Annotated in this window: 23 protein-coding genes; 10 read left to right on the forward strand and 13 right to left on the reverse strand. The window is 66.8% G+C overall.

Features of this window, described 5'->3' with window-relative positions; genetic code table 11:
- Positions 1-153: 153 nt before the first annotated feature.
- Positions 154-1,350, forward strand: a complete 1,197-nt coding sequence (locus tag ABLE91_RS23900; RefSeq protein WP_348934936.1) for an acyltransferase family protein — start codon at positions 154-156, stop codon at positions 1,348-1,350.
- A 58-nt stretch (positions 1,351-1,408) separates the two neighbouring features.
- On the opposite strand, the gene ABLE91_RS23905 is transcribed toward ABLE91_RS23900, so the two are convergent.
- From ABLE91_RS23905 to ABLE91_RS23915, 3 genes are all read right to left on the reverse strand, one after another.
- Positions 1,409-2,383, reverse strand: coding sequence for a malate dehydrogenase (locus ABLE91_RS23905; protein ID WP_348934938.1), 975 nt, complete (start codon positions 2,381-2,383; stop codon positions 1,409-1,411).
- 123 nt (positions 2,384-2,506) lie between these two features.
- The gene (gene hisG, locus ABLE91_RS23910) at positions 2,507-3,487 is read right to left on the reverse strand and encodes an ATP phosphoribosyltransferase (RefSeq protein WP_348934939.1); all 981 of its coding nucleotides are present in this window, start codon (positions 3,485-3,487) and stop codon (positions 2,507-2,509) included.
- Positions 3,487-4,635 (reverse strand): ATP phosphoribosyltransferase regulatory subunit, encoded by a 1,149-nt coding sequence (locus ABLE91_RS23915; RefSeq protein WP_348934940.1) that lies wholly within the window; start codon positions 4,633-4,635, stop codon positions 3,487-3,489. Before ABLE91_RS23915 ends, hisG begins: the two co-directional genes overlap by 1 nt.
- A gap of 148 nt (positions 4,636-4,783) precedes the next feature.
- Here ABLE91_RS23915 and ABLE91_RS23920 point away from each other — a divergent pair, with 148 nt between their 5' ends.
- From ABLE91_RS23920 to ABLE91_RS23935, 4 genes are all read left to right on the forward strand, one after another.
- Complete coding sequence (locus ABLE91_RS23920) at positions 4,784-5,068, forward strand: exodeoxyribonuclease VII small subunit (RefSeq protein ID WP_348934941.1); 285 nt, start codon at positions 4,784-4,786, stop codon at positions 5,066-5,068.
- Between the two features lie 318 nt (positions 5,069-5,386).
- The gene (locus ABLE91_RS23925; RefSeq protein ID WP_348934942.1) at positions 5,387-6,283 is read left to right on the forward strand and encodes a DMT family transporter; all 897 of its coding nucleotides are present in this window, start codon (positions 5,387-5,389) and stop codon (positions 6,281-6,283) included.
- A 14-nt stretch (positions 6,284-6,297) separates the two neighbouring features.
- Positions 6,298-6,855, forward strand: a complete 558-nt coding sequence (locus ABLE91_RS23930; RefSeq protein WP_348934943.1) for a chromate transporter — start codon at positions 6,298-6,300, stop codon at positions 6,853-6,855.
- Complete coding sequence (locus ABLE91_RS23935; RefSeq protein WP_348934945.1) at positions 6,837-7,379, forward strand: chromate transporter; 543 nt, start codon at positions 6,837-6,839, stop codon at positions 7,377-7,379. Before ABLE91_RS23930 ends, ABLE91_RS23935 begins: the two co-directional genes overlap by 19 nt.
- 7 nt (positions 7,380-7,386) lie before the next feature.
- Here ABLE91_RS23935 and ABLE91_RS23940 read toward each other — a convergent pair whose 3' ends face one another.
- Positions 7,387-7,623 (reverse strand): Lrp/AsnC ligand binding domain-containing protein, encoded by a 237-nt coding sequence (locus tag ABLE91_RS23940; protein ID WP_348934946.1) that lies wholly within the window; start codon positions 7,621-7,623, stop codon positions 7,387-7,389.
- Between the two features lie 176 nt (positions 7,624-7,799).
- Between ABLE91_RS23940 and thiD the strand changes: the two genes are divergently transcribed.
- Complete coding sequence (gene thiD, locus ABLE91_RS23945; RefSeq protein ID WP_348934948.1) at positions 7,800-8,618, forward strand: bifunctional hydroxymethylpyrimidine kinase/phosphomethylpyrimidine kinase; 819 nt, start codon at positions 7,800-7,802, stop codon at positions 8,616-8,618.
- Between the two features lie 126 nt (positions 8,619-8,744).
- Positions 8,745-9,359 (forward strand): helix-turn-helix domain-containing protein, encoded by a 615-nt coding sequence (locus tag ABLE91_RS23950; protein WP_510181989.1) that lies wholly within the window; start codon positions 8,745-8,747, stop codon positions 9,357-9,359.
- Between the two features lie 197 nt (positions 9,360-9,556).
- Here the strand turns inward: ABLE91_RS23950 and ABLE91_RS23955 are convergent, their stop codons facing one another.
- The 9 genes from ABLE91_RS23955 to ABLE91_RS23995 all read right to left on the reverse strand — a co-directional run bounded on the left by ABLE91_RS23955 (position 9,557) and on the right by ABLE91_RS23995 (position 22,426).
- Complete coding sequence (locus ABLE91_RS23955; RefSeq protein WP_348934950.1) at positions 9,557-12,163, reverse strand: PepSY domain-containing protein; 2,607 nt, start codon at positions 12,161-12,163, stop codon at positions 9,557-9,559.
- Positions 12,164-12,182: 19 nt separating this feature from the next.
- Positions 12,183-12,920 (reverse strand): DUF4198 domain-containing protein, encoded by a 738-nt coding sequence (locus tag ABLE91_RS23960; RefSeq protein ID WP_348934951.1) that lies wholly within the window; start codon positions 12,918-12,920, stop codon positions 12,183-12,185.
- Between the two features lie 216 nt (positions 12,921-13,136).
- Complete coding sequence (locus tag ABLE91_RS23965; RefSeq protein WP_348934952.1) at positions 13,137-16,454, reverse strand: autotransporter domain-containing protein; 3,318 nt, start codon at positions 16,452-16,454, stop codon at positions 13,137-13,139.
- A 142-nt stretch (positions 16,455-16,596) separates the two neighbouring features.
- A complete protein-coding gene (locus ABLE91_RS23970) occupies positions 16,597-17,370 on the reverse strand; it encodes a ferredoxin--NADP reductase (protein WP_348934954.1) in 774 nt (257 codons plus the stop codon).
- A 151-nt stretch (positions 17,371-17,521) separates the two neighbouring features.
- On the reverse strand, positions 17,522-18,394 hold the full coding sequence (gene rfbA, locus ABLE91_RS23975; protein ID WP_348934955.1) for a glucose-1-phosphate thymidylyltransferase RfbA: 873 nt from the start codon (positions 18,392-18,394) through the stop codon (positions 17,522-17,524).
- Positions 18,391-19,287, reverse strand: coding sequence for a dTDP-4-dehydrorhamnose reductase (rfbD, locus tag ABLE91_RS23980; protein WP_348934956.1), 897 nt, complete (start codon positions 19,285-19,287; stop codon positions 18,391-18,393). The genes rfbA and rfbD overlap by 4 nt, the downstream gene beginning before the upstream one ends.
- Positions 19,284-20,339, reverse strand: a complete 1,056-nt coding sequence (gene rfbB, locus ABLE91_RS23985) for a dTDP-glucose 4,6-dehydratase (RefSeq protein WP_348934958.1) — start codon at positions 20,337-20,339, stop codon at positions 19,284-19,286. Before rfbB ends, rfbD begins: the two co-directional genes overlap by 4 nt.
- Before the next feature lie 18 nt (positions 20,340-20,357).
- Entirely contained in the window at positions 20,358-20,915 is a 558-nt protein-coding gene (rfbC, locus tag ABLE91_RS23990) for a dTDP-4-dehydrorhamnose 3,5-epimerase (RefSeq protein ID WP_348934960.1), read from the reverse strand.
- 89 nt (positions 20,916-21,004) lie between these two features.
- Positions 21,005-22,426, reverse strand: coding sequence for a mannose-1-phosphate guanylyltransferase/mannose-6-phosphate isomerase (locus ABLE91_RS23995; RefSeq protein WP_348934961.1), 1,422 nt, complete (start codon positions 22,424-22,426; stop codon positions 21,005-21,007).
- Between the two features lie 188 nt (positions 22,427-22,614).
- Between ABLE91_RS23995 and ABLE91_RS24000 the strand changes: the two genes are divergently transcribed.
- The 3 genes from ABLE91_RS24000 to secG all read left to right on the forward strand — a co-directional run bounded on the left by ABLE91_RS24000 (position 22,615) and on the right by secG (position 25,925).
- Positions 22,615-24,756: a sodium-translocating pyrophosphatase gene (locus ABLE91_RS24000; RefSeq protein WP_348934963.1), complete on the forward strand. Its 2,142-nt coding sequence runs from the start codon at positions 22,615-22,617 to the stop codon at positions 24,754-24,756.
- A 166-nt stretch (positions 24,757-24,922) separates the two neighbouring features.
- Positions 24,923-25,318: a tautomerase family protein gene (locus ABLE91_RS24005; protein WP_348934964.1), complete on the forward strand. Its 396-nt coding sequence runs from the start codon at positions 24,923-24,925 to the stop codon at positions 25,316-25,318.
- Between the two features lie 193 nt (positions 25,319-25,511).
- Positions 25,512-25,925: a preprotein translocase subunit SecG gene (gene secG / locus ABLE91_RS24010; protein WP_348934965.1), complete on the forward strand. Its 414-nt coding sequence runs from the start codon at positions 25,512-25,514 to the stop codon at positions 25,923-25,925.
- The last annotated feature ends 83 nt before the right edge of the window (positions 25,926-26,008 follow it).

Raw genomic sequence — 26,008 nt, forward strand, 5'->3', positions numbered from 1 at the left:
TCATGGAAAATTGAAGATCGTTCCATTTTCGAAGTAAATGCGACCCATTAATGGCCTTCCGAAAGGTCACATCTCCTCCACTTTTTGAACAATCATTGTCCAGATAGGAACCTTACACGCCACCTCCGCATTCCCGTGTCGGAGGTATGGTCTATGGTGCGTTTTGAAGCTTTGGATGCGTGGCGCGGGATCTGTGCGATTCTGGTGGTTCTCTTTCATTTCTGCTTCATATTTCAATCTCCGCTGAGCGGGGAGCGGCTGATTGCCAATGCCTATCTCTTCGTGGATTTCTTCTTCGTCCTGAGCGGGTTCGTGGTGGCGCACGCTTATGCCGCCCGGCTCAATTCGGGCGCGGCCTGGGGCGCGTTCGTGGTGCGCCGGTTCGGCCGGCTCTGGCCGCTGCACGGGGCGATGCTGGCGGCCTTCATCGCCTTCATCGGCCTCATTAATCTTGTGCCTCACCCGGAGCGCTTCGACCTCACCGCGGGACCCGGCGAATATTCGCTCATCGCCATCCCCATCCATCTCTTCCTGCTGAACGCCATGAACCTACACGGCATGGCCTGGAACGCGCCGAGCTGGAGCATCGGGGCGGAATTCTACACCTACCTCCTGTTCGGAGCCCTGTGCGTGCTGGTGCTGCGCCGGGGGGCGCTTTGGGCGCTGGGCGTGGCGGGCGTTGGCCTTGCCGTGCTTGCCATGGCCTCTCCCACCTACATGAACTCCACCGCCGATTTCGGCCTCTTTCGCTGCGTGGCCGGTTTCTTCACCGGCGTCGCCGCCCATGCGCTGCATCGCCGCCTTGGGGATGTGCGGCTGCCGGGAGCCACCCTCTGGGAGGTGGCCGCGGTCGTCATGGCCGGCCTGTTCGTGGTCCATGCCGGCTCGGGCCCGGATGAGGTGGCCGTGCTCAGCCTCGCCGCGCCGTTGGCGTTCGGCGCCGCCGTGCTTGTGTTCGCGCGGGAGGAGGGCGCGCTCTCGCGCCTCCTGCGGGCGCGGCCTTTCGCGGCTTTGGGCCGGTGGTCCTATTCCATCTACATGACGCACCAATTGGTGCTGGTGGGCGCGATCTGCGCCGTCTGGGCGCTCGGCGCGGTAGAAACGCGCGTCGCCGTCGAGGGACACGAGAAGGCGCTCTACGATCTCGGGGGCACGGTCCCGAGCCTGCTGCTCCTCGCCCTCATGCTCGCGGTGGTGCTGGCCCTGTCCGCCTTCACCCATGCCCGCATCGAGGAACCGGCCCGGCGCGCCTTCAATGCCTTCGCCGGCCGGCTGGAGCAGGGCACGGCGGTGCGCCGCGCCTATGCCATGGCCCGCCGGAATGTCCGGCAGGAAGTGCCCGGGCGCTGAGCGCGCCGCCTGGGATGCGCAGGCGCTGCGGCGGTGCTCCCGCCGCAGCACCTCTTTCTCACGCCTTCAGCGCGTCCAGCTCTTCCTTCAGCTCGGCCACCGAGCGGTCGATCATGGTGCGCGCGAAGTCGTCGATGGGAAGCCCCTTGACCACGTCATAGCTCCCGTTGGCGCAGACTGCCGGGAAGCCGGAATAGAGCCCTTCGGGAATGCCGTAGCTGCCGTCCGACGGCACGCCCATGGAGACCCAGCCGCCATTGGTGCCGTGGATCCAGTCGCGCATATGGTCGATGGCCGCGTTCCCGGCGGACGCCGCGGAGGACGCGCCGCGGGCTTCGAGCACGGCAGTGCCGCGCCGCGCGACGGTCGGGATGAGGGTCTCGCGATACCAGGCCTCATCGCCGATCAGCTCGGGCAGGCTCTTGCCGCCGGAGGTGGCGAAGCGCCAGTCGGCGAACATGGTGGGGGAATGGTTGCCCCACACCACCATGCGCTCGATGCTCGCCACGTCCAAGCCGGCCTTGGCGGCGAGCTGCGAGATGGCGCGGTTGTGGTCGAGCCGGATCATGGAATTGATGTTCGCGGTCGGGAAGTCCGGCGCGTTCTGGGCGAGGATGGCCGCATTGGTGTTGGCGGGGTTGCCCACCACGAGCACGCGGGCATCGCGCTTGGCGGCCTCGTTGAGCGCCCGGCCCTGGACCTTGAAAATCTCCCCATTGGCCAGCAGCAAATCGCGGCGCTCCATGCCCTTCGAGCGCGGGCGCGAGCCCACCAGGATGGCGGCGTCCACATCGCGGAAGGCGACCTTCGGGTCGTCGGTGACCACCATCCCCGCCAGCAGCGGGAAGGCGCAATCGTCCAGCTCCATCACCACGCCGCCCACGGCGGCCTGCGCCTGCGGCAGGTCGAGCAAATGCAGGATGACGGGCTGGTCGGGACCGAACACGTCGCCATGGGCCACGCGGAACAGAAGGGAATAGCAAATCTGGCCGGCCGCGCCGGTGATGGCGACGCGCTTAGCGGGACGTGTCATGGAAGAGCTCCAGAGCCGGGACATGGACGCAGAATGCGTCGCGTCCAGAGGTATAAAATGCCTCGCCCGAGCTTGCACCCTCGATCCGCAAAAAAGCCGTCGGCGAGCGCCGGGAGGCGGCTGTCAGCGGCCCGAGAGGCGCGCTTCCAACGTCTCGTAAAGCGGGTTGTCGGAGGCGAAGACATATTCGATGGGGCCGACCGTCACCATGCTCGCCCCCTGGGCGCGCAGGAAGGTGGCGAGGCCGTGGAGCGTGTCCGGCGGGCAGTGCAAGGTGAGCATGCCCGAGGAGGTCGGCCCGCCGAAGGGCGCGACGCACCGGAAATCGCGCACCGCCCGCTCAACGAGATTGTTGTCGGCGCGGGTGAAGCGGGTGCGGACCTCGCGCATGGTGCGGGCGCGCCGCTCGGACGCCATGCGGTCGAGCATGGCGCGGGCGGCGGTGCGCGCGCCGATGGTCCAGGGCGCGGTCAGGGAGGCGACGAGATTGGCCTCCGAGCGCAGGATGACGCCGTCATCCACCACCTTCAGCGCATTGGCCGCCAGCGTCGCGCCGGTGGTGGTGATGTCGACGATCAGCTCTGCGCTGCCGGCGGCGGGCGTGCCCTCGGTGGCCCCGGCGCTCTCCACGATGCGATAGTCCACGATGCCGTGGCTCGCGAAGAAGGCGCGGGTGAGGTTCACATATTTGGTCGCCACCCGGATGCGCCGGCCGGTGCGGCCGTGGAAGTGGCCGGCCACGTCGTCCAGATCGTCCATGGTGCGCACGTCGATCCAGGCCTGGGGCACGGCCACCACCACATTGGCGTGGCCGAAGCCCAGCTTCTCCAGCAGCGCCACGCGGCTGTCGGCGTGCGGGATGTTCTCTCGCACGAGGTCCTCGCCCGTCACGCCCACGTGCACCGCGCCGGAGGCCAGCGCCGCCGCGATCTCGGAGGCGGAGAGGTAGGCCACCTCCACCCCCTCGACGCCGCCCAGCGCGCCGCGATAGTCGCGGGCGCCGCGCGCCTGCATCAGCGGCATGCCGGCGCGGCCGAAGAAGGCGTTCACATTTTCCTGGAGCCGGCCCTTGGAGGGAACGGCGAGGATCAGGGTGTCGCTCATCACGCGCCCTCCACCACGGCAAGCCGTTCCAGCCACGCGGCAAGGCCCACGGCGGGGATAGGCTGGGGCGCCCCGAGGCGGCTCATGAGCGGGTCATAGCGCCCGCCGGCCACCAGCGGGCCGCTCACGCGGCCCAAGGGGTCGTGCAGCTCGAAGACCATGCCGCTGTAATAGTCCAGCGGCCGGCCGAAGGCGGTGGAGAAGAACACGTCCGGCAGGGCGATCCCCTGGGTGGTGAGGAAGCCCGAGCGCCTGTCGAACACGTCGAGCGCGGCGGAAATGTCGATGCCGGCATCGCGGGCCAGCGCGCGCAGGCGAGAGGAGGCTTCGTCCGGATCGCCGGCAATGGCGAGGTAGCGCGAGAGGAGCAAGCTGGTCTCGGCCGGCAGACTGTTGCCGGCATTGAGCGCGGTCTGCTCCAAAAAGCGCGCCGCGATCTCCGAGACGCTGCGTCCGCCCACGGTGGTGATGCCGGCGATGGAGAGCAGGTCCGTGATGAGCTCGCGCGCGCCCTCGGGGTCCGAGCCCGCCAGGGCGTTCAGCACGCCGGCATGGCTCGCGCCATTGACGGGACGGTTGGCGATGAGGCGGTTGAGGTCGGCATCGAGCCGGCTCTGGCCGAAATCCTTCAGCAGGCGGCGGCGCCAGGCCGGTGCCAGGGGCAGGGCTTCCAGCAGGGCGCTGAACAGGCCCACATCGCCGAGGCGGATTTCCGGGTTCGGCAGGTTGTAGATGGCGCAGGTCTCAAGGCCGAGGGCGAGGATGTCCGCATCGGCAGCTTCCGTGTCGGCGCGGCCGAAGGATTCGACGCCCGCCTGCCGGAACTCGCCCGGCCCCTCGCCGCGATAGCGGAACACCGCGCCCAGATAGCTCACCGAGGCCGGCAGCGGCATGCGCGCGGCCAGAAGCTCGCGGGCGACGGGGATGGTGAGGTCCGGCCGCAGGCACAGCTCGGCGCCTTCGGCATCGGTGGTGAGGTAGAGCCGCCGGCGGATCGATTCGCCGGAAAGGTCGAGGAAGACGTCCGCCGGCTGGAGCACGGGCGGGTCCAGGCGCGCGAAGCCCGCATCCTCGAAGCGGGCGAGGAGGGCGTCGTCCAGTGCGCGGGTGTCGCGCCGGGGGAGGGGGCTCTGCGCCACGGGGGGCATATGGGGTCCAAGGGGTAATTATGGCCGGTTGGCGCGGCTTCTAGCAAAGCTGGCGTCCCACGGCCACCCCGCCGGGTTCGGCATTCCGGCCGAGTGCGCTATCCTTCCGGTGAATCGGCAACACCCGCACGCATGAAAGGAGGCCGCCATGGCCGAGCCCGCAAAGATTCCCAAGGACGGCGCCAAGCCTGCCGCGTCCGATGTCGCCGCCTTGAGCTTCGAGGCGGCCCTGGCCGAGCTGGAGGCCATCGTGCAGCGGCTGGAGCGGGGCGATGTGCCGCTGGAGGAATCCATCGCCATCTATGAGCGCGGCGAGGCGCTGAAGGGCCGCTGCGAGGCGCTGCTGAAGGAGGCCGAGGCGCGCGTCGACATGATCACCCGCGATGCCGACGGCCGCCCGGCGGGCACCTCCCCGCTCGACCCGGCAGGCTAGGAAAGCGCGGCGCGGGCTGAAGGCTGCGCTTGTGCCTTGCGTTTGATCCGTGTTCTTTGCCGGCCAAGCGCCGGCCCGGCGGCGGATTGTCTCCCGATATTCGGATCTCGGCATTGCGGGCGAGCCCCGCGCCGGCCACGGCGAGGCATAACACATTACAAAATGATGAAGAAAAGCGTTTGGACAGTGAGAATTCTTCATTGCCCCACGCTGGGGGGGCGGCTCGCCGCTGGGGCATGTTGACGTTGCATGCCTCTGACGCGCGAAGCCGCGCTATATGGCTCTGACCGGCGCGTCCCCGACGCCGGAAAGTGTAAGATGAACATCCCCGCAGGTATCCTTTTTCAGCTGTGCGCCACCCTGTCCTTCGCGGCCATGCAGGCGCTTGTGCGCGGTGTCGCCGACGCGATGCCGAGCGGGGAGGTGGTGTTCGCCCGCAGTTTCTTCGGGCTGATCCCCCTGCTTATCTGGCTGGCCTGGCGGGGCGAACTGCGTTCGGTCTCCACCCGCAACGTGCCGGGGCACATCGTGCGCGGGCTCATCGGCGTCGCCTCCATGTGGTTCGGCTTCGCGGCGCTCGCTTATATCCCGCTCGCCGAATCCATCGCCTTCACCTATGTCACCCCGCTCGTCACGGTGGTGCTCGCCGCGCTCCTGCTCAGCGAGAAGGTGCCGGGCTATCGCTGGATCGCCGTGGGCATCGGCTTGGTCGGCATCATGGTCATGCTCGCGCCCTTGTTCTCGGAGCATGGGCTGGCGGCCGAGGGGGCCTATTTCGGCGTTTCTTTCGCCTTGGCAGGGGCACTGCTCTCCGGCTTCGCCATGATCCAGGTGCGGCGGCTGACGCTCACCGAATCCACCGGCGCCATCGTCTTCTATTTCTCCACGGTGGCCGCCGCGGCGAGCCTCGTGACCGCGCCGTGGTGGGTGCTTCCGAATCTGTGGGATGGCGTCGCGCTGGTCGCCATGGGGTTGCTCGGCGGGGTCGGGCAGATCTTCCTGACCACGGCCAACCGCAGCGCGCCGGCCTCGGTGGTGGCGCCGTTCAACTATGCGACGCTGCTCTGGGCAGTGTTCTTCGGCGCCATCTTCTTCCAGGAATGGCCCCATCCACTGGTGTTCTGCGGCGCCGCTTTGGTGGTGGCGTCCGGTGTCGGCATCGCGTGGCGCGAGCGGCACGTGGAGCGCCGTTCCCGTTCCCGGACACTGCCATGACTGTTGGAGAGCCCATGTCCGCAACCGTATCCGAAGGGCTCTCCCCACCCACCGTCCCCGAACTGTTCCTCACCTTCCTGCGCATTGCTTTGTCCGGCTTCGGCGGGGCGCTGCCGTTCGCACGGCGCGAGCTGGTGGAGAAGCATCGCTGGCTGAGCCCGACGGAGTTCAACGACCTCCTCTCCATCTGCCAGCTCATGCCGGGGCCGAACATCGTCAACATGTCGTTCTGCCTGGGCTGGCGGTTCCGCGGCCTTGCCGGCTCGGCGGCGTCCTTCACCGGGTTGGTGCTGGCGCCGTGCATCATCAGCCTCGCGCTGACCGCCATCTATCTGAAGTACGGGCAGGTCCCGGTGGTGTCCGGCACGCTGAGGGGCATCTCGGCGGTCGCCATCGGGCTCTTCCTCGCGCTGGGCCTGAAGATGCTCTATGCGGAGCGGCGCAGCCCGCACATCCTGTTTTTCGCGGCTCTGGCCTTCCTCGGCGCCGGCCCGCTGGGCTTTCCCCTCGTTGCGGTCATCCTTGTTCTCGCGCCCTTCTCCGTGGCGGCCGCATGGCGGTGGTCGAAATGAACGCGCGCGATCCCCTCCTCGATTTCACGCTGCACATCTTCTACCTGTCCTTCCTCGCCATAGGCGGGGCGAATGCGGTGATCCCCGAGCTGCACCGCATGTCCGTGGACAATATGTGGATGAGCGACGGCACCTTCGCCGACCTGTTCGCCATCGCCCAGGTGACGCCAGGGCCCAATGTGGTGCTGGTGACCGTGATCGGCTGGTATGTGGCCGGCATTCCCGGCGCGGTGGCCGGCACGCTGCTCATGTGCGTACCCACGGGCGCGGCGGCCTGCTTTATGGCCGGCCTCTCCACCCGCTTCCAGCATGCGCGCCCGCGCATCGCCATCCAGCGCGGCCTCGCGGCGCTGGCGGTGGGCATCGTGCTCGCCAGCTCCTACATCCTCATGCAGGCGACCGAGACGGGGTGGGCGGCCTATGTGGTCACGGGCCTCGCCACGGCGGGCATGCTGCTGATCCGCGCCAATCCCATCTATTTCATCGCCCTCGGCGCACTCGCCGGAGCGGCGGGCTACGTCTGAGCCGGGCTCAGAAGGCCTTGAATGTGATGATGGTGCGGGTGTCCAGTATGCCGGGCAGCACCTGCACCTTCTCATTGATGAAGTGGCCGATATCGGTGCCCTCGGGCACGTAGAACTTCACCAGCAGGTCGAAGTCCCCGGCCGTGGAATAGATCTCGGAGGCGATCTCGGAATCCGCCAAAGCGTTCGCCACCTCGTAGGACCGGCCGAGATGGCATTTGATCTGGACGAAGAAGGGGATCACCGAAGTCTCCGGGGCTTGCCGTTGCGGGCGGGGGCAAGGTGGACAAAAGCGCCTCCGCTGGCAAGCGCCTGTCGAGAGTATCGTGTCTTGCGTGCGCTACAAACACGACATAGCTACATAACGCGCGACGCCGGGCATCATGCCGCGTCCCTTCCCAGACATCGCCGGAGCCCGCCTTGACCTCTGCCGCCATCCCCATCGCCGTGACCATTGCCGGCTCGGATTCCAGCGGCGGCGCGGGCATCCAGGCGGACCTGAAGACTTTCTCGGCCCTCGGCGTGTATGGGGCGAGCATCATCACCGCGCTCACCGCCCAGAACACCATGGGCGTCACCGCCATCCACGACGTGCCGCCGGATTTCATCGCGGCGCAGATGGATGCGGTGTTCGAGGACCTGAAGGTGAAGGCCGTGAAGATCGGCATGCTCTCGCGCCCGGCCGCCATCCGCGCGGTGGCGGAGGGGCTGGAGCGCTGGTCGGCGCGCCCCGTGGTGCTCGACCCGGTGATGGTCGCAGCTTCCGGCGCGCGCCTTCTGGAGGATGCCGCGGTCGCGACCTTGAAGGACCTGCTCCTGCCGCGGGCGGACCTCATCACCCCCAATTTGCCGGAGGCGGCCGCGCTGCTCGGCAAAGCCGTCGCTGTGGACGAGGCGGCCATGCGTGTTCAAGGGGAGCAACTCCTCGCGCTGGGCGCCCGCGCCGTGCTGGTGAAGGGCGGCCACGGCGAAGGGCCGGAAAGCGTCGACCTTCTGGTGACACGGGAGGGGATCACCCGCTTCCCCGCGCCCCGGCACGCGACGCGCAACACCCACGGCACCGGCTGCACCCTCTCCTCCGCCATCGCCGCCGGCCTCGCCAAGGGGCAGGGGCTGGAGGAAGCGGTGGCGAGCGCCAAGCGCTATATCGGCGGCGCCATCGCCGCCGCCGACCGCCTGGACGTGGGCCGTGGCCACGGGCCGGTGCACCATTTCTTCGATCTGTGGGGTCCCCGATAGCGCTTCTCAGGCTGCCCCCTTCCCGAGGGGCGAGACGGCGCGCAGCGACATCGTCGCCATTGGTACCGTCGTCAATTCCCGCTATCGTCCGGTCCAGCGAACAAGCGTTCGGAAAAAGGAAGCAGAATGGTGCGCGAGCGGACAGGGGAGCGGAACCTGGACTCAGGCGCCCAGGTGATTACGGGGCAGCTGGGCAAGACCATCCAGCGCCTGCGCAAGGCCTATAATCTATCCTTGTCGGACCTGTCCGAGCAGTCGGGCGTCGCAAAATCCATCATCAGCCAGATCGAGCGCAACGAGACCAACCCCACGCTTGCCACTGTCTGGCGCCTCTCGCAGGCGCTCGACATGACGGTGGAGCGGGTGCTCGCCTCCTCCGAGGACGCGCCGTTCGTCGAGAAGCTGACGCGGGCGGACACGCCCATCCTGGTCTCCGAGGACGGGCTCTGCCGGCTCACCATCATCGGCTGGATCAAGACGGTGGAGTGGCTGCAATATTACGACTTCCACGCGGAGCCCGGCGGGGAGCTCGATTCCGACGCCCACCAGCGCGGCGCTATCGAATGCCTCAGCGTGCTCTCCGGCGCGCTCCAGGTGGATGTGGCGGGGGCGGTCGAGACCGTGAAGGCCGGGGAGACCCTGCGCTATCGCTGCGATCGGCGGCACACCATCCGCAATGTGGGCGAAGAGCCCGCGCACGCCTTCATGGTGTGCATGATGAAGGCGGCCGTGCTGGATTGAGATTTTGGTCTTCCCCTCCCCCCTTGAGGGGGGAGGGTTAGGGAGGGCCTTGAGGGGGGAGGGTTAGGGAGGGGGGTATCTCTCCGCTGGTTTCGGCGCCTGTTTTCCGGGCGGGACTTGCATCACCCCCCTCCCCAACCCTCCCCCGCAAGGGGGGAGGGAGCGGGTTGTGCGTAGTTGTGTGTCCGGCAATCGGCTCAATACACGTCCCGGCAATAGCGCCGCTCTTCCGCGAGGGCTTCCAGCGCCTCCGCGCCCATGAGGTCGGAGAGCACGTGCTCCACCGCGGGCGCCATGCCCTGAAGGCTGCCGCACACATAGATGGCCGCGCCGTCCTTCAGCCAGGAGAGCACGTCAGCGCCCGCCGCCTTCAGCTTGTCCTGCACATAGATGCGCTCGTTCTGGTCGCGGGAGAAAGCGCGGTCGAGGCGGGGCAGGGCGCCCGCGCTCTGCCATGCGGTGATCTCGTCGCGGAAATAGAAATCGTGCGCCGCATTGCGCTCGCCGAAGATCAGCCAGTTGCGGTCGTTGCCGGCGCGGATGCGCGCTTTCAGATGCGCGCGCAGGCCCGCTAGCCCCGTGCCATTGCCGATGAGGATCATGGGCCTGTCACCGGGCGGAGCGTGGAAGGCCGGGTTCGGCCGGATGCGGAGGGCGATCTCGTCGCCCTCCGCCGCATGCGCCGTGAGCCAGCCGGAGCCGAGGCCGAGGGAGCCGTCCGCCGCCTTGGTCTGGCGCAGCAGAAGTTCCACGCGCCCGTCCGCGGGGATGGAGGCGATGGAATATTCGCGGTGGGGCAGCGGCTTCAGGCCATCCGCCAGCGCCTGCGCGTCCTCCGCCCCCGCCGCGGGCAGGATGGAGCGGGCGAGCACGTCGCCGAGGGGCTCGGTGCGGCCGTCCAGGGTGACGGGCGCACCGGCGGCGAGGCCGAGACGGGCGAGGCAGGCGGCGACCGCTGCCGGGGCATTGCGTGGGCCGATCTCGACGATGTCGCCCGCTTCCCAGGTCCGCGCGACGCCGTCCGTGGGCGCCAGGGCCACATGGAAGGTGGGCAGGCCCGCGCTGCCGGGATTGAGGCAGTGCCGGTGAACCAGCCGCCAGCTCTCATAAGCGGGCACGGTCCAGTCGGGCAAAGTGGTGGCGCCGGACAGGGTGCCGAGATGGGCCTGCCAGTGGCGCAGCGCGCCCGCATCCTCGGCGTCCACCTCGATGCGGTCGAACAGGGGCGTCGCGCCATGGGTGCGCAGCCATGCATCGAGGCTCTGGCCGAAGCCGCAGAAGTGCGGATAGGTCCGGTCGCCCAGGGCGAGGAGGCCATAATCCAGATGGTCCAGCGGGCGGCCGCTGCCGGCCATGCGCCGCGCAAAGGCACGAGCCTGGTCGGGGGCCTCGCCCGCGCCAAAGGTGGAGACCACGAACAGGGCGCGCTTGGATGCGGCGAAGGCGTCCGGGCTCAGGGTCGCGAGCGGAGCGACCTTCACCGGCAGTCCGGCGGCCTGGAGCGCGCCCGCGCTCTGCCAGGCGAGGCGTTCTGCGGTGCCGGTCTGGCTGGCGAAGGCCACCAGAACGGGCGCCTCGCCCCCGGCAAGCGCGGGCACCGCGCGGGCGGCCACGCGCGCCACCTTCTTCTTCTTGCGACGGTCGAGATAGAGCAGCCAGCCGGTGACCGCGAACAGCGGCATCAGGAGGCTGGCGATCATCATCAGGATGAGGCCCGGCAGGCCGAAGAAGCTGCCGGAATGCAGCACGAAGATGCTGCTCATGAGCTTCTGCCCGGCGGGCAGGTCGTCATAGCGGCGATGCTCGCGCACCGTGCCGGCGGCATCCAGCGTCAATGTGTTGTTGGCGCGCTCATGCGCCGCCGTGGGCGTCTGGTAGGTGATGCTGAGGGTCTGGGCATTGCCCTGGGGCAGGCGCAGCGTGGCTGTCGTATAACCCCCGCTCTCCTTCAGGAAGACCGGCCAGAGCTTGGCGATGTCCAGTGGCGCCCGCTGCTGGCCACCACCGCCGCGCTGACCGGGCTGTCCCTGTCCGGAAGCCGGACCACCCGGCTGTCCCTGGCCGCCCGGCGCCTGTGCCTGCTGGGGCGGCGCCCCGGCCGGGCGCATCTGCTGCGGGCGGGGCGTGCCGGTCATGTCGAACAGCGCGTTACGGTACCATTCATAGGACCAATAGAGGCCGGTGAACGAGGCCAGGAGATAGAAGGGCAGCACCCAGGCGCCGATGACCGAATGCAGCTCCCACAGCAGGCTCCGGCCGCGATGGGCGAGATCGAGCTTGAACCAGCTGCGCCAGCTCAGCCATTTGCGCGGCCAGCGCAGATAGAGGCCGGTGAGCGAGAGCACGATGAGCGCCACGGTGGAGGCGCCGACGATCTGCTTGCCCACATCGTCCACCGCCAGCCAGCGATGGACCTGCATGGTGGTGCGGAAGAAGGCCTGGCCCTTCACGTCGCCCAGAAGCGCGCCGTCATAGGGGTTCACATAGCGGACCTCGCCGCGCGGGCCGCCCGTGCCGCCGGGCAAGGGCGCGAGGGTGACGCGGGCGGAGGTCTCGGGGTCTGCGGAGATGGTGAGCGCGGTGATGGTCCGGCCCGGCGCGTTGGCGCGGATCTTCTCCAGGAGCGCGTCCGGCGCCAGCAGGCCGCCCGGCTGAGCGATGACGGTGCGCACCCCGGGGTTCAGCACGGTGAGGATCTCGTCCTCGAACGAGAGCATGCCCCCGGTGAAGCCGACCACGGCGAGCACGATGCCCGCCGTGATGCCGAGCAGCCAATGAAGCTGGAACCAGAGCGCCTTGAGCATTGCGTGTCCGTCCAACCCCTCACTTCACCGGGAAGACGAGATTGGCATTGGCGCTGTAGCGGCCATGGGTCGGCGCGGTCTCGGCAAGGCTGTGGGAGACCTTCACCACCCACAGGCCCGGCGCGGTGATCTTCACGTGCGCGGTGCCGTCCTTCTCGCTGCCGGTGGCGTAGGCGAACGTGTCGTCCCGGGTGGAGAAACCGTCATAGGTGGCGAACACGCGCACCGGCAGCGGCTGGCCGTCGAACAGCACCTTCACGGGGAATTCGTCACCCACCTTCGCCTCGGCGGGGTTGGCGAGGGGGATGATCTCCAGCCGGTCGCCGGAGGCGGCATCGAAGCCGGCGGCGCCGGGCTTCAGGTTGAGGAGCGCCTTGGACGCGCTCTCGGACATGGCGGCGGGCTCGGGCGGCTTGCCAGCCTCCTCGCGGGCCGGACGGGTGCGCGAGACCTTCGCCACCACCAGGAAAGGCGCAGGGCCGGGAGCTACGGCCGTTCCCTCGAGCGCCTTGGCGTCGGGGTTGGCGGTGAGCGCGATGTCGGTGCTCTTGCCGTCGCCGACCGTGCGCAGCTTCACGTTCTCCGGTTTCAGCACCACGTCGCCGACGAAGAACACCTCCGTCAGAAGAACCTGCACCGGCACGCTGGCGCCGGAGGCCGCCTGGGGCTTCACCACGAGGTCATGGGCGGCGGCCGGGGCGAGGGCGGACGCAAGAAGCACGGCGGCGGTCGCCGCACGGGAAAGGAGATGTGGCATGTGTCCCTCGCTCGGCCGTCGGTGGCGATCTTCTTCGCCACCACCAGCAATGAAACGTCATGCCACATAACAAGGGCGCCGGGCCGCCACAACACAGCCCGGCTTTGAATGGAACGATTGTAAATCCTTAGATTTTAATCGCTCTAATCTTTGTTGCCCCAGACCTTCCCTAAAGTCCGGGGCGGCCTTGTTTTCCCCAGGCGGGGCGCCGTACCGTCAGAAGCTGACGGAGAGGCGCCCGTTCACCGCATTGTCCTGCCCCTGGTCGGAGAACTGGCCGCCATAGCTGATGCCCACCACCACGTTTGCGGTGGCCTGATAGTCGAGCCCCACATTCAGCAGCGCCGCATTGCGGCCGATGGGCGCGCCGGTGATGCTGAAGGGCGAGCCCGACGACGCAAAGGCCAAGGTGAGCTGCGGGTCCACGTCGCCGAAGGCATATTGCCAGGCGAGGCTTCCCCGCCCCGTCAGGCTGCCGGGACCGAACGGCACGGTCTGGGAAACGCGCACGCCCAGCGTTGTGAAGGTGTTGTCCTGCGTGAGCCCGCCGCTGGTGAGAGCGGCCGCGCCGCCGGTCTCCGTGAACCCGCCGAGGTCGAGGTGCACGTAAGCGAGGCCGGCGAAGGGCTCGAAAGTCGTGCCTCCGACCGCAAAGCCGCGGGCGATCTCGCCGAAGAGCTGAGTGGTGGTGCCGTCGCTGCTGGAGGACAGGGCATTGACCAGTCCGGGAAGCGCCACCGTCCGGTTGGTGGACAAATCGTGCCAGCCATAGGCGGCGCCGAAGCGCAGGTCGAAGCTGGAGATCCGCGTGCCGGCATAGACGGCGATATCGTAATTGTCGCTGGAGCCGGAAGAGGACAGCATGTCCACATCATAGCTCGACTGGCTGTAGCCGCCCGCCACGCCGACCCGCCACGTCTCGCCCAGCATGGTGTCGATGCCGCCGAACACGCCGCCGATGCTGCGCGAGAGGTCCGCCGTGTTGCCGGTGGCGTTGGTGCTGCCCCAGCTCCCATAGCCCTGCATCCAGACGGTAGCGGCAAGGCCGGGAGCGAGCGCGGCGGCCGCGGGGCCCGCGGACTGCACTCCGGGCGCAGCGGCTCCGGCCTGCCGCAGGCGGCTGCCGATGGTCTCGCGCAGATAGATCGACTGTTCCTGGAGCACGGTGGCAGCGGAGGCATAGATCTGGCCGGAGAGCTGGTCGAAGGCGAGTGGGGCCGCGGCGGCGCTCAGCATCGCCGCCGATTGCAGCACGGCGCTGGACGCGGGGAGGGTGGCGAGCGCGTCGCCCACCGCCGCCTGGTTCGGCGTATTCCCTGCCGCGGCGAAGGCCGCGGTATCAGGCACCACGCTGGCGCTCAGCGCACCCCCGCTATTGGTGAGCGCCATGTCGAGGAACGGATATTGGGCGCCGAATGGGTCCACCACCGAAGCGAACGCGCCGGTGATGCCGGCCGTCGAGGTGAGGATGGTGTAGGAGGAGAAGAGGCTCGGCGTCCCGGCGGTGGGGATGAATTGCAGGGTGCCGCCGGACAGGGTGACGGGGCCGCTGGCGACGATGCGGTCGCTGGCGCCGTTGGCGCCCAGCTCCACCTGATAGGTGGAGCCCGCATTGAAGGTGACAGGGCCGGTCACCGTCATGGTGCCGATGCTGTTGCCGGGCGCGACCACGCCGCTGGTCGTCAGGGCGCCACCGATCTGCCCGCTGCCGTTTAGGGTACCCCTGTTCACCACATCGCCGGTGATGAGGCCGTTATTGGTGAGCGAGCCGGTATTGTGGACGGAGCCGATGACGGTGCCGGCCGCCGTGTTGCTCATGGCGCCGCGATTGTCCACCGAGCTGGCGAGCAGATAGGTGTTGGTGGCCTGCCCCTTATTGACCAGCGTCGCATTCACCGACTGGAAGGTGCCGGAATTGATCAGCTGGGCGTCCGCGGCCACTTCATAGCCGCCATTGGTCAGGAAGGTGGCGCCCGAATTGATGGTCAGGTTGCCCACCATCCTGCCGGTGAGAGCAAGGGTGCCGCCGCCCACCGTGGTGCCGCCCGTATACGTGTTGTCGCCGCCCAGGATGAGGGTGCCGGTGCCGAGCTTGGTGAGGCTGCCATGGCCTGAAATATTGTTGCTCCACATGTCGATGGCGCTGAAGCTGCCGAGCGCGGCATCCATAGTCACGGTGACGGCGGAGTCGAAACGGCCATAGCCGCCGGCGGCGGCATAGAGGTTGAGCCGCGCCCAGCCGGTGAGATGATCGTCCAGCGGCACGCCCGACGGCAGCTCGGTGGTGGACAGGACCTCGCGGAGCTGGCCGTTGGTCAGATAGGGGAAGCGGGAGGCGATCAGCAGCTCCGCATTTGCCGGCACGATGGGCGCGTCAGTGGTGGAGCCCATGGACGGCAGGTCATAGGTGATGCTGGAAATATAGGCTTTGTTTTCGGCCGTGAACTGCGCCGCAGTGGGAAATATGCCGGCGGCCATGCAGCCTGCGACATTCGTGGCGCAATTCGCGTACGGCACGGGGACGGTGCCGAGTGCCGTGGTCAGTTCCTTGGAGGCGCCTGCCAGGAGAGACGGAAAGGCGCTGATGATGTCGGCGGGAGCAGCGCCCTGCAGATCCGAGCTGTTGGAAAGCCATTGCACCAGATTGTAGGTTGCAACAATCCTGGAGCCGATCACGTCCAGTGGGTAATGCGCGCCGATGATGTTCCGGCTCAGGCCGAATTCTTGGGCCGCCTGCACCATGCTCTGGTAATATTGGGGCAAGAGGATCGCGTAGATCAGGCCAGCATTATAGCCGGCGATGCTGTGGCCGCTGGGAAATGAGGGTGAATCTACCAGGCTGCCCCACCCCTGCTGCTGGGTCTGCAGGATTGAGAGCGGGATATTTGGATAGGGGCCGGGCGGCAGCTGAACCGCCCAAGGGTTGTTCCCAACCGCTGGTATGGCCTGGAAGGGCCGCGGGTCACCCATTGGATTGCTGTTATTGTTGTACGCCTGACCATAAATATTGATGGCGCCAAACATATCCTTCAGAGGAGTGACGCCGTTTGTCTCGGCTGTGAACGCGATGAGATAATATAGAGAGCTATATTTTGCATAATCTATATTGGAGCTCATCATATTGTTGTAGCCGATGTTCTGCATCGTCGTGCTGATTGCAGAAGGGGTCATCTGCCACAAATTTCCCGTGATGTAGCCGGGATCGGAAGGGGCCTGTGCGTTAATGTTCGCCGTATTCTGCTGGGCGGCCGTCGAGCTTTGATAAATCTGGCTCTCTTTCTGGTAGGTGGCCTGGAGCAGGGCCTGTCCCTCGGCGCTTCCCAGAAGGCTCTGAAACGGCGACAGCAGCTTGAACTGGTTGCTGCAGATCGTCGTGGTGCACGTCTCCTGCGCGGAGACAGGCGTCACGCCCAGAGATGCAAGGCTGAGAATACCAGTTGTGGAAAGAAGCACGGCCCGCAGAAACGGCCGGCGCGACTGTGAGGAAGGATGGGTCTTCTTCTCCGCCGCCGCGAACTTAACCAAAACACTCATGATCACACCCCCGCATGATCTACTCACCATGGTAGAGGCGAGAGAGAGGGTCAAGAGTGAGATGCTGTATCTGGCGAAGCCGCTGTCGCCCTAGATTGCAATGTCCAGGCCGGACACACTTCTCGAAGCTTCGCCTGCCGGCTCAGCGCTCCACGAACGCCTTCTCGATCACATAATGCCCGGGCGTGGATGCGCTGCCTTCCTCGAAGCCGCGGGCCTCCAGCAGTTCCACCACGTCCTTCAGCATTTGCGGGCTGCCGCACAGCATGAGACGGTCATTGGCGAGGTCGAGCGGCGGCAGTCCGATATCCTCGAACAGCTTGCCGCTCTCGATCAGCGCGGTGATGCGCCCCTGGTGACGGAACGGCTCGCGGGTGACGGTCGGATAGTAGATCAGCTTCTCCCGCACCATCTCGCCGATGAACTCATCGTTCGGCAGGCCGTTGGTGAGGTATTCGTCATAGGCAAGCTCGGCCACCGTGCGGCAGCCATGCACCAGCACCACCTTCTCGAAGCGCTCATAGGCCTCGTGGTCCTTCACCACGGAGAGGAACGGCGCAAGGCCGGTGCCCGTGGAGAGGAGATAGAGGTTCTTGCCCGGAAGCAGGCTGTCCTGGATGAGCGTGCCGGTGGCCTTGCGGCCGACGAGCACCTTGTCGCCCACCTGCAGATGCTGGAGCCGCGAGGTGAGGGGGCCGTTCTGCACCTTGATGGAGAAGAAGCGGAGGTCTTCCTCGTAATTGGCGCTCGCCATGGAATAGGCGCGCAGCAGCGGCTTGCCGTCCACCAGCAGGCCGATCATCACGAACTGGCCATTGATGAAGCGGAAGCCGGGATCGCGGGTGGTGGTGAAGGTGAAGAGGCGGTCCGTCCAATGGCGGACGCTCGTCACGGTTTCTTCGTTCAAATTGCTCATGGCGCAGCCATCGACAGCGAAACGGCTGGGGGGCGGCGTCGCCTGACGCAATCACCCGGACCGTTCTGTGAGATTTTCTATTTCACCATATAGGCGAAGGCCGCGGCGCGCGCCACAGCCGGAAACACCCATGCGGCGCCATGTCCGAACTTTAGAACTCTTCGTCGGCGACCCGCATGAGGTAGCGGCCATAGACCGACTTGCCCAGCGCTTCCGCCGCCGCGCGCAGCTTCGGCTTGTCGATGAAGCCTTCGCGGAAGGCGATTTCCTCGGGGGAGGAAATCTTCAGGCCCTGCCGCTGTTCCAGGATCTGCACGAACAGCGCGGCCTCGATGAGCGAATCCGGCGTGCCCGTGTCGAGCCAGGCGAAGCCCCGGCCCATGCGGCCCACATGCAGCTCGCCCATTTCGAGATAGGCGCGGTTCACGTCGGTGATCTCGATCTCGCCCCGCGCCGACGGCTTCACGTTGGCGGCGATGTCGAGCACGCGGTTGTCGTAGAAATAGAGGCCGGTCACCGCGAGATTGGAGCGGGGCTTGGCGGGCTTCTCCTCGATGGAGACCACGCGGCCCTTCGCATCCACCTCGGCGACGCCGTAGCGCTCGGGATCCTGCACCGCATAGGCAAACACGGTGGCGCCGGCTTCCCGCTTCACCGCTTCGTCCAGCAGTTCCGGCAGGCCGTGGCCGAAGAACAGATTGTCCCCGAGGATGAGCGCCACGCGATCAGTGCCGACGAACTCCCGGCCAACGATGAAGGCGTCCGCCAGCCCGCGTGGGCTCTCCTGCACCGCGTAGGTGAGGGAGACGCCGAACTGGCTGCCATCCCCCAGGAGCTTCCGGAACTGCTCGCTGTCATGGGGCGTGGTGATGATCAGTATGTCCTTGATCCCCGCCATCATCAGCGTGGACAAGGGATAATAGATCATCGGCTTGTCGTAGACCGGCAGCAGCTGCTTCGAGACGACCTGCGTCATGGGATAAAGGCGCGTGCCGGAGCCTCCGGCGAGGATGATGCCCTTCACGTGGCCTCCGTTGGAGCAGGAGCGAGCAGACCGTCCACCACCTCTGCGACGCGCGCCTGCCAGGGCGCGGCGCGGAAGCGGAAGGTCCGCTCGAACAGGCTGGAATCAAGCTGGGAATTGGCGGGCCGCTTGGCCGGCGTCGGATAGTCGGCGGTGGTGATGGCGGCCACCTCGGGCGTGCGCCCGGTGTGGCGCGCGGCCTCGCGGACGATCTCGGTGGCGAAGCCGTGCCAGGTGGTCGTGCCGGTGCCGGCGAAATGATAGGTGCCGAAGCGCGCCGTGCCAGCCCGAGCGGCCGCGGTCACGGCAAGGAGCGCCTCGGCGATGTCGCGGGTGGCGGTGGGACAGCCGCGCTGATCCCCGACGATGGTCAGCCGATCGCGCTCTTTCGCGAGGCGCAGCATGGTCTTGAGGAAGTTCGCCCCGTGCATGCCATAGACCCAGGAGGTGCGCAGGATGACGTGCCGCTCGGTGGCGGCCCGCACGGCGGCCTCGCCCGCCGCCTTGGTGCGCCCATAGACGCCGAGCGGGGCGATGGGGTCCGCCTCCACATAGGCGCCGACCTTGGTGCCATCGAACACATAGTCGGTGGAGATGTGGATAAGCGGCACGCCTTCGCGTTCGCAGCGCTCGGCGATCAGTCCTGGCGCCATGGCGTTGACGCGCGCGGCCGCCTCCGGCTCGCTCTCCGCCTTGTCCACGGCGGTGTAGGCGGCGGCGTTGATGGCGATGTCCGGGCGGGCTCCCTCGAAGGCGCGGGCGAGGGCGACGGGATCGGTGATGTCCACCGCCGCACGGTCGAGCGCGCGAAGCTCGATGCCGCGTTCCGCCGCAAGCGCCGTGGTCTCGCGCCCCACCTGTCCGTTCGCGCCGAACAGCAGCACCCGCGTCACGAGGCAAGCCCCAGGCGCTGGCCGGCATAGCGGGTGCGCAGCGGCTCCCACCAGGACGGGTTGGCGAGATACCATTCTATGGTCTTCCGCAGCCCGCTCTCGAAGGTCTCGCGCGGGTTCCAGCCGAGCTCGCGGTTGAGCTTGGAGAAGTCGATGGCGTAGCGCGCATCGTGGCCGGGGCGGTCGGTGACGAAGCGGATCAGGTCCTCGCGCCGGCCGATGTTCGCGTCCGGGCGAATGTCGTCGAGAATGGTGCAGATGGTGCGCACCACCTCGATATTCTGCCGCTCATTGGCGCCGCCCACATTGTAGCTCTCGCCCGGCCGCCCCTTGGTGGCGATAAGGTGGAGGGCCTCGGCGTGATCCTGCACGAACAGCCAGTCGCGCACATTCTCGCCGGTGCCGTAGACCGGCAGCGGCGCGCCTTCCAGCGCATTGAGGATCACCAGCGGGATCAGCTTCTCGGGGAAATGATACGGCCCGTAATTGTTGGAACAGTTCGACATCACCGCGGGCAGGCCATAGGTGTGGAACCAGGCTCGCACCAGATGGTCGGAAGCCGCCTTGGAGGCCGAATAGGGGGAGTTCGGCTGGTAGGGCGTATCCTCGCGGAACAGGCCCTCGGCGCCGAGGCTGCCATAGACTTCGTCGGTGGAGATGTGGTGGAAGCGGAACGCCTCGGCCTCCGTGCCCGTCAGGCTCCGCCAATAGCGCAGCGCCTCCTGGAGCATGGTGTAGGTGCCGACCACGTTGGTCTCGATGAAGGCCGAGGGGCCGTCGATGGACCGGTCCACATGGGATTCGGCCGCCAGATGCATGACGAGGTCCGGCCGGAAGCCGTCGAGCGCCGCGCGCACCGCTTCCGCGTCGCAGATGTCACCCTTCACGAAGCGGTGGCGGGGATTGTCCGTCACCGGGGCGAGGGAGGCGAGGTTGCCGGCATAAGTGAGCTTGTCGAAGGTCAGCACCTCAAGCCCCTCGGCGATGAGGTGACGCACGACCGCCGAGCCGATGAAGCCTGCCCCGCCCGTGACTAGGATACGCTGTGCCATCTCTACCCCGTCCGCCCGTCACGCATAGTGGAATGGGCTGTCATAATCCCTGAGGCGCGGGAGCACGCGATCCTTGTCGGAGAGGATCGCCTCGGCCACCGGCCAGTCAATGGCGAGATCGGGATCGTCCCAGACGATGCCGCCCTCGCTTTCCTTTGAGTAGGAATTGTCCACCTTGTAGAGCACCTTCGTGTTCGGCACGAGGGTGCAAAAGGCGTGGGCAAAGCCGCGCGGCACGAACAGCTGCTCCCGGCCCTCCGCGGTGAGGTTCGCCCCCACCCACCGGCCGAAAGTGGGAGACCCCTTCCGGACATCCACGGCCACGTCATAGACCGCGCCCTGGACCACGCGCACCAGCTTCGCCTGGGCGAAGGGAGGCGTCTGGAAATGCAGGCCGCGTATGGTGCCCACGGGCTCGGACAAGGATTCGTTGTCCTGCATGAAGTCGGCGACGACACCGTTCTGCTCGTAGCGCGCCTTGACATAGGACTCGCTGAAATAGCCGCGCGGATCGTTGAAGCGGGCCGGGGTCACAAGGATGACCTCGGGGATGTCCAGGCGCACGAAAGCGGTCATGGTCTGATGCACGATCTATTTGAGCGGGAAAAGCGGCGCGGACGTTAGCCTCGGCCCTGCGGCAGGTCAATCGCAGGCCCCCGCTGTGGTTACGACCGGTTGTAGATATCTTCCAGGCGGACGATGTCGTCCTCGCCGAGATAGGAGCCGGTCTGCACCTCGATCAATTCCAGCGGGATGCGGCCGGGATTGGCGAGCCGGTGCACCCCGCCCAGCGGAATGTAGGTGGACTCATTCTCGTGCACGGCGAAGACCTTGCCGTCGACGGTCACCTCCGCCGTGCCCCTCACCACCACCCAATGCTCCGAGCGGTGGTGATGCTTCTGGAGCGAGAGCTTCGCGCCGGGCTCCACCACGATCTTCTTCACATGGAAGCGGTCGCCCCGGCAGATGGTCTGGTAGGTGCCCCAGGGCCGGTGCATCTTCATATGCTCGTCGGCCGCATTGTGCTTGGCGGCCTTCAGCGAGGCGACGAGCAGCTTCACATCCTGGCTGCGGTCGGAGGGCATGACGAGGACCGCGTCCTCGGTGGCCACCACGGAGATGCCGTCGAGGCCGATGCCCGTGACGAGCGGACCCTCGGAGCGCACATAGGAATCGCGGCTGTCGAGGAGAGCGACCGAGCCCTGGATGACATTGCCGTCGGCATCGGCCTGCTTGATCTCGCGCATCGCGTCCCACGAGCCGATATCGGACCAGCCGAAATCACCCGCGACGACCGCCGCCGCGCTGGTGCGCTCCAGGACGGCGAAGTCGATGGATTTGGCGGGGGCGGCGTTGAACGCCTCCGGCTCCAGGCGCAGGAAGCCGAGATCGTCGCTGGCGCCGGCTGCCGCATGAAGCGCGGCCCGCGCCAGGTCCGGCTCGAAATGCTCGGCCTCGGCAATCATGAGGGCGGCGGGGAAGAGGAAATTGCCGGAATTCCAGAGATAGCCGTCCGCCACATATTGCGCCGCCGTGGCGTGGTCCGGCTTCTCGACGAAGGCATCGACCACATTGCCTCCTTCCGGGAGGGCGGCGCCGCGGCGGATATAGCCGTAGCTGGTGCGCGGCGCATTGGGGGTGATGCCGAAGGTGACGATGCGCCCCGCCGCGGCCACCTCCGCCGCAACCTTCACCGCCGCGCGGAACGCTTCGGGATCGAGCACCACATGGTCGGCGGCGAGCGCCAAAATGAGACTGTCAACGCCGTACAGCTTCTGGACCAACGCGGTGGCGGCCAGCAGCGCGGGAGCGCTGTCGCGCCGCGCCGGCTCCAGGATCACCGTTGCTTCGATGCCGATCTCGCTGGCCTGCCGGCGCGCGAAGAAGCGGAAATCCTCATTGGTGATGATGACGGGCGGGTGGAAATCCGCGCCGGGCGGCACGCGCAGAAGGGTTTCCTGATAGAGCGTCTTGTCGGAGGCCAGCGTCAGGAACTGCTTGGGCAGGCTGTTGCGCGACAGCGGCCAGAGGCGGGTTCCCGTGCCCCCGGCCAGGACAACCGGAACGATCTTTCCCGCTGCCTGCATGCGCCCAAGCCTCCCAGATCCTTAATCAAGGAGAATAGCACTGGCACAAGCCGCAGCCACCGTCCAGCGCTGCGCGAAGTGTTGAAAATGCACTCAACGGCCCATTGCGACTCTGCAGCGCACCCCTCACACTCCCTCCCCATAAGAAGAACCTGAAACGGGTTGGGAAACGAAAAGGGATGGGTTTCATGTTGGCTCTTGTGCTGATCATCATCTGCGGCCTTTTTGCCGTAGCGTACGGAGTTTGGGCCGGCCGCGCCGTTATGGCAGCGGACCCCGGCACGCCGCGCATGCAGGAGATCGCGGCAGCCATCGCCGAGGGGGCGCAAGCCTATCTGCGCCGGCAATACACAACCATTTCCATCGTCGGCGTCGTGATCTTCGTCCTTGTCGGCCTGTTCCTGGGCTGGCTGGTGGCGGTCGGCTTCCTGGTGGGCGCTGTGCTCTCCGGCCTTGCGGGCTTCATCGGCATGAACGTGTCGGTCCGGGCCAATGTGCGCACCGCGCAGGCGGCCACCAAGTCGCTCGCGGGCGGCCTCGACCTCGCCTTCAAGGCTGGCGCGGTGACGGGCCTTTTGGTGGCCGGCCTCGCACTTTTGGGGGTCACTGTTTATTTTGCCATCTTGACTCGCGGCCTCGGCCTCCCGCCGGGCAGCCGCACCGTGGTGGACGCGCTGGTGGCCCTGGGCTTCGGCGCCTCGCTCATCTCCATCTTTGCCCGTCTGGGCGGCGGCATCTTCACCAAGGGTGCGGACGTGGGCGGCGACCTCGTCGGCAAGGTGGAAGCGGGCATTCCCGAGGACGACCCGCGCAACCCCGCCACCATCGCGGACAATGTGGGCGACAATGTCGGTGATTGCGCCGGCATGGCGGCCGACCTGTTCGAGACCTATGCGGTGACGCTGGTTGCCACCATGGTGCTCGCGGTGATCTTCTTCGCCGCCGCTCCGGCGACACTCTCCACCATGCTGCTCTATCCGCTCGCCATCGGCGGGGCGTGCATCCTCACCTCCATCGCCGGCACCTTCTTCGTGAAGCTGGGGCCGACCTCCTCCATCATGGGTGCTCTCTATAAAGGCTTCGGCGCATCGGCCGGGCTCTCGGTGTTCGCGCTCGCGCTCGTCACCTGGCTTCTGCCGGGCTTCGGCCCGCTGCAGGGAAGCACCATCACCGGCACGCAGCTTTTCCTGTCGGGCGTGGTGGGCCTCGCGGTGACCGGCGCCATCGTCGTGATCACCGAATACTATACGGGGACGGGCTATCGCCCCGTGGTGTCCATCGCCCAGGCCTCGGTCACGGGGCATGGCACCAATATCATCCAGGGTCTTGCGGTGTCGCTGGAATCCACCGCGCTGCCGACCCTCGTCATCATCGCCGGCATCCTCTGCTCCTACGGCCTTGCCGGCCTGTTCGGCATCGCCATCGCGGCCACCACCATGCTGGCGCTGGCGGGCATGGTGGTCGCCCTCGATGCCTTCGGTCCGGTGACGGACAATGCCGGCGGTATCGCGGAGATGGCGGGCCTTCCGAAGGAGGTGCGCCAGTCCACCGATGCGCTGGATGCGGTGGGCAACACCACCAAGGCAGTGACCAAGGGCTATGCTATCGGCTCTGCTGGCCTCGGTGCCCTGGTGTTGTTCGCGGCCTACAACCAGGATCTGAAATACTTCATCGCCCAGGCGGCTCCTGGCAGCTACTTCGCCGGCGTGACGCCCAATTTTTCGCTGGAGAACCCCTATGTGGTGGTGGGCCTGCTGTTCGGTGGCCTGCTGCCCTTCCTGTTCGCCGCCATGGGCATGACGGCGGTGGGACGCGCCGCCGGCGCCATCGTGGAGGAGGTGCGCCGACAGTTCCGCGAGAAGCCGGGCATCATGGCCGGCACCGAGAAGCCGGATTATTCCCGCGCGGTGGACCTGCTCACCAAGGCGGCCATCAAGGAGATGATCATCCCCTCGCTGCTGCCGGTGCTCTCGCCCATCTTCTGCTATTTCGTCATCTATCTGGTGGCGGGCGGCGGGGTCGCGGGCAAGTCGGCCGCCTTCTCGGCGGTGGGCGCAATGCTGCTGGGCGTGATCGTCACCGGCCTGTTCGTCGCCATTTCCATGACCTCGGGCGGTGGCGCCTGGGACAATGCCAAGAAGTCGTTCGAGGACGGCTTCGTGGATAAGGACGGCGTGCGCCACTACAAGGGCTCGGAGGCCCACAAGGCGTCCGTCACCGGCGATACGGTGGGCGATCCCTATAAGGACACGGCGGGGCCCGCCGTGAACCCCATGATCAAGATCACCAACATCGTGGCGCTGCTGCTGCTGGCAGTGCTGGGGCATTGAGCCTCAAGCATCGCAATGGTTCGAAATGCCCGGGGGCTTGCCCCGGGCATTTTGTTTTGGATGTAGGTCGAATTTATATGCTTAGCTCATGTTTTTAATGAGAATTATGCGTTTGATAAATATGAGGTTCCGCTCTTAGCTTCCGGCTCGAACAAGGACAGAGCCGATGCCCCTCGTCAGGATCGATATCAGCAAGGATGCCTCTCCCGAACTCATTCGGGCTGTGAGCGACGCGATCTATGATGCGATGGTCGAGATCGCCAATGTGCCCGCCCATGACAGGTTCCAGATCGTCACGCGCCATGCGGCCGACGAGCTGATCTATCCCGCCGAGGGCTATCTGGGTCTTAGCTATACGCGGGAGATCGTCTTCATCCAGGTGACATGGGTGGCCGGCCGGACCACGGAGGTGAAGAAGGCTTTCTATAAGAAGGTGGCCGAGGACATTTCCCGGCACGGCCGCATCAGGGCGGAGGACGTCTTCATCAGCCTTGTCGATTCGAGCCGGGAGGACTGGTCCTTTGGCGGCGGGGTGATGCAATACGCGCCTGCGACCTCTTAGGCTTTCATGCGAGCCTCCCAAACCGCGCTTGAGCTTGCTGCACAAGGGCGTCGGGTGGCCAACCGTCCCCGTAACGCAAACCAGGGCGGCGCCTCTTGCAGGTCGCCGCCCTTTCATTACGTGACATGATCGTGTACGAACGCGCCCGAATTGATAGATGCGCGCCCCTCGTGTGGCGCGGACGATGGAATCCATGCAGACAGTCCTGATCGTCATTCACCTCATGGTGGTGCTCGCGCTTATCGGTGTTGTGCTCATCCAGCGCTCCGAAGGCGGCGGCCTGGGCATTGGCGGGGGCGGCGGTGGTGGCAGCGGCGGCTTCTTCACCGCGCGCGGCACCGCCAACGTGCTGACCCGCGCGACCGCGGTCCTTGCGGCGATCTTCTTTGTCACGAGCCTGACGCTGACCATCCTCGCCGGCTGGGGCCGCACGCCCCCCGCATTGCTCAATCAGCCGAGCGCGCCCACCGGCCCGTCCGTGCCGCAGAGCGGTGGCACCATTCTCGATCAGATTCGTCCGCAAGCCCCGGCAGGGCAGGGTGCCCCCGCGGCGCCGGCTCCCGCCGCGCCGTCGCCCAGCGGCCCGCAGGTTCCGTCTTCTCAGTGATCGTTCGCGGCGGTCTTCCCGCCGCGTGAGGTTCTCAACAGGTGAGGCGAAGCGATATGTCGCTTCGTTCTCGCCGAATCGCG

This window comes from Aquabacter albus (genome assembly GCF_040049275.1).
GTDB lineage: Bacteria > Pseudomonadota > Alphaproteobacteria > Rhizobiales > Xanthobacteraceae > Aquabacter.

Coding starts and splice junctions, on each gene's coding strand:
- secG (WP_348934965.1), top strand. CDS start 25,512: ATGCAGACAGTCCTGATCGTCATTCACCTCATGGTGGTGCTCGCGCTT.
- ABLE91_RS23915 (WP_348934940.1), bottom strand. CDS start 4,635: ATGCCCCCCGTGGCGCAGAGCCCCCTCCCCCGGCGCGACACCCGCGCA.
- ABLE91_RS23900 (WP_348934936.1), top strand. CDS start 154: ATGGTGCGTTTTGAAGCTTTGGATGCGTGGCGCGGGATCTGTGCGATT.
- rfbC (WP_348934960.1), bottom strand. CDS start 20,915: ATGACCGCTTTCGTGCGCCTGGACATCCCCGAGGTCATCCTTGTGACC.
- ABLE91_RS23970 (WP_348934954.1), bottom strand. CDS start 17,370: ATGAGCAATTTGAACGAAGAAACCGTGACGAGCGTCCGCCATTGGACG.
- ABLE91_RS23955 (WP_348934950.1), bottom strand. CDS start 12,163: ATGCTCAAGGCGCTCTGGTTCCAGCTTCATTGGCTGCTCGGCATCACG.
- ABLE91_RS23920 (WP_348934941.1), top strand. CDS start 4,784: ATGGCCGAGCCCGCAAAGATTCCCAAGGACGGCGCCAAGCCTGCCGCG.
- ABLE91_RS23960 (WP_348934951.1), bottom strand. CDS start 12,920: ATGCCACATCTCCTTTCCCGTGCGGCGACCGCCGCCGTGCTTCTTGCG.
- rfbB (WP_348934958.1), bottom strand. CDS start 20,339: ATGGCACAGCGTATCCTAGTCACGGGCGGGGCAGGCTTCATCGGCTCG.
- ABLE91_RS23965 (WP_348934952.1), bottom strand. CDS start 16,454: ATGAGTGTTTTGGTTAAGTTCGCGGCGGCGGAGAAGAAGACCCATCCT.
- ABLE91_RS24000 (WP_348934963.1), top strand. CDS start 22,615: ATGTTGGCTCTTGTGCTGATCATCATCTGCGGCCTTTTTGCCGTAGCG.
- ABLE91_RS23925 (WP_348934942.1), top strand. CDS start 5,387: ATGAACATCCCCGCAGGTATCCTTTTTCAGCTGTGCGCCACCCTGTCC.
- hisG (WP_348934939.1), bottom strand. CDS start 3,487: ATGAGCGACACCCTGATCCTCGCCGTTCCCTCCAAGGGCCGGCTCCAG.
- ABLE91_RS24005 (WP_348934964.1), top strand. CDS start 24,923: ATGCCCCTCGTCAGGATCGATATCAGCAAGGATGCCTCTCCCGAACTC.
- ABLE91_RS23905 (WP_348934938.1), bottom strand. CDS start 2,383: ATGACACGTCCCGCTAAGCGCGTCGCCATCACCGGCGCGGCCGGCCAG.
- ABLE91_RS23995 (WP_348934961.1), bottom strand. CDS start 22,426: ATGCAGGCAGCGGGAAAGATCGTTCCGGTTGTCCTGGCCGGGGGCACG.
- ABLE91_RS23950 (WP_510181989.1), top strand. CDS start 8,745: ATGGTGCGCGAGCGGACAGGGGAGCGGAACCTGGACTCAGGCGCCCAG.
- ABLE91_RS23935 (WP_348934945.1), top strand. CDS start 6,837: ATGGCGGTGGTCGAAATGAACGCGCGCGATCCCCTCCTCGATTTCACG.
- ABLE91_RS23930 (WP_348934943.1), top strand. CDS start 6,298: ATGTCCGCAACCGTATCCGAAGGGCTCTCCCCACCCACCGTCCCCGAA.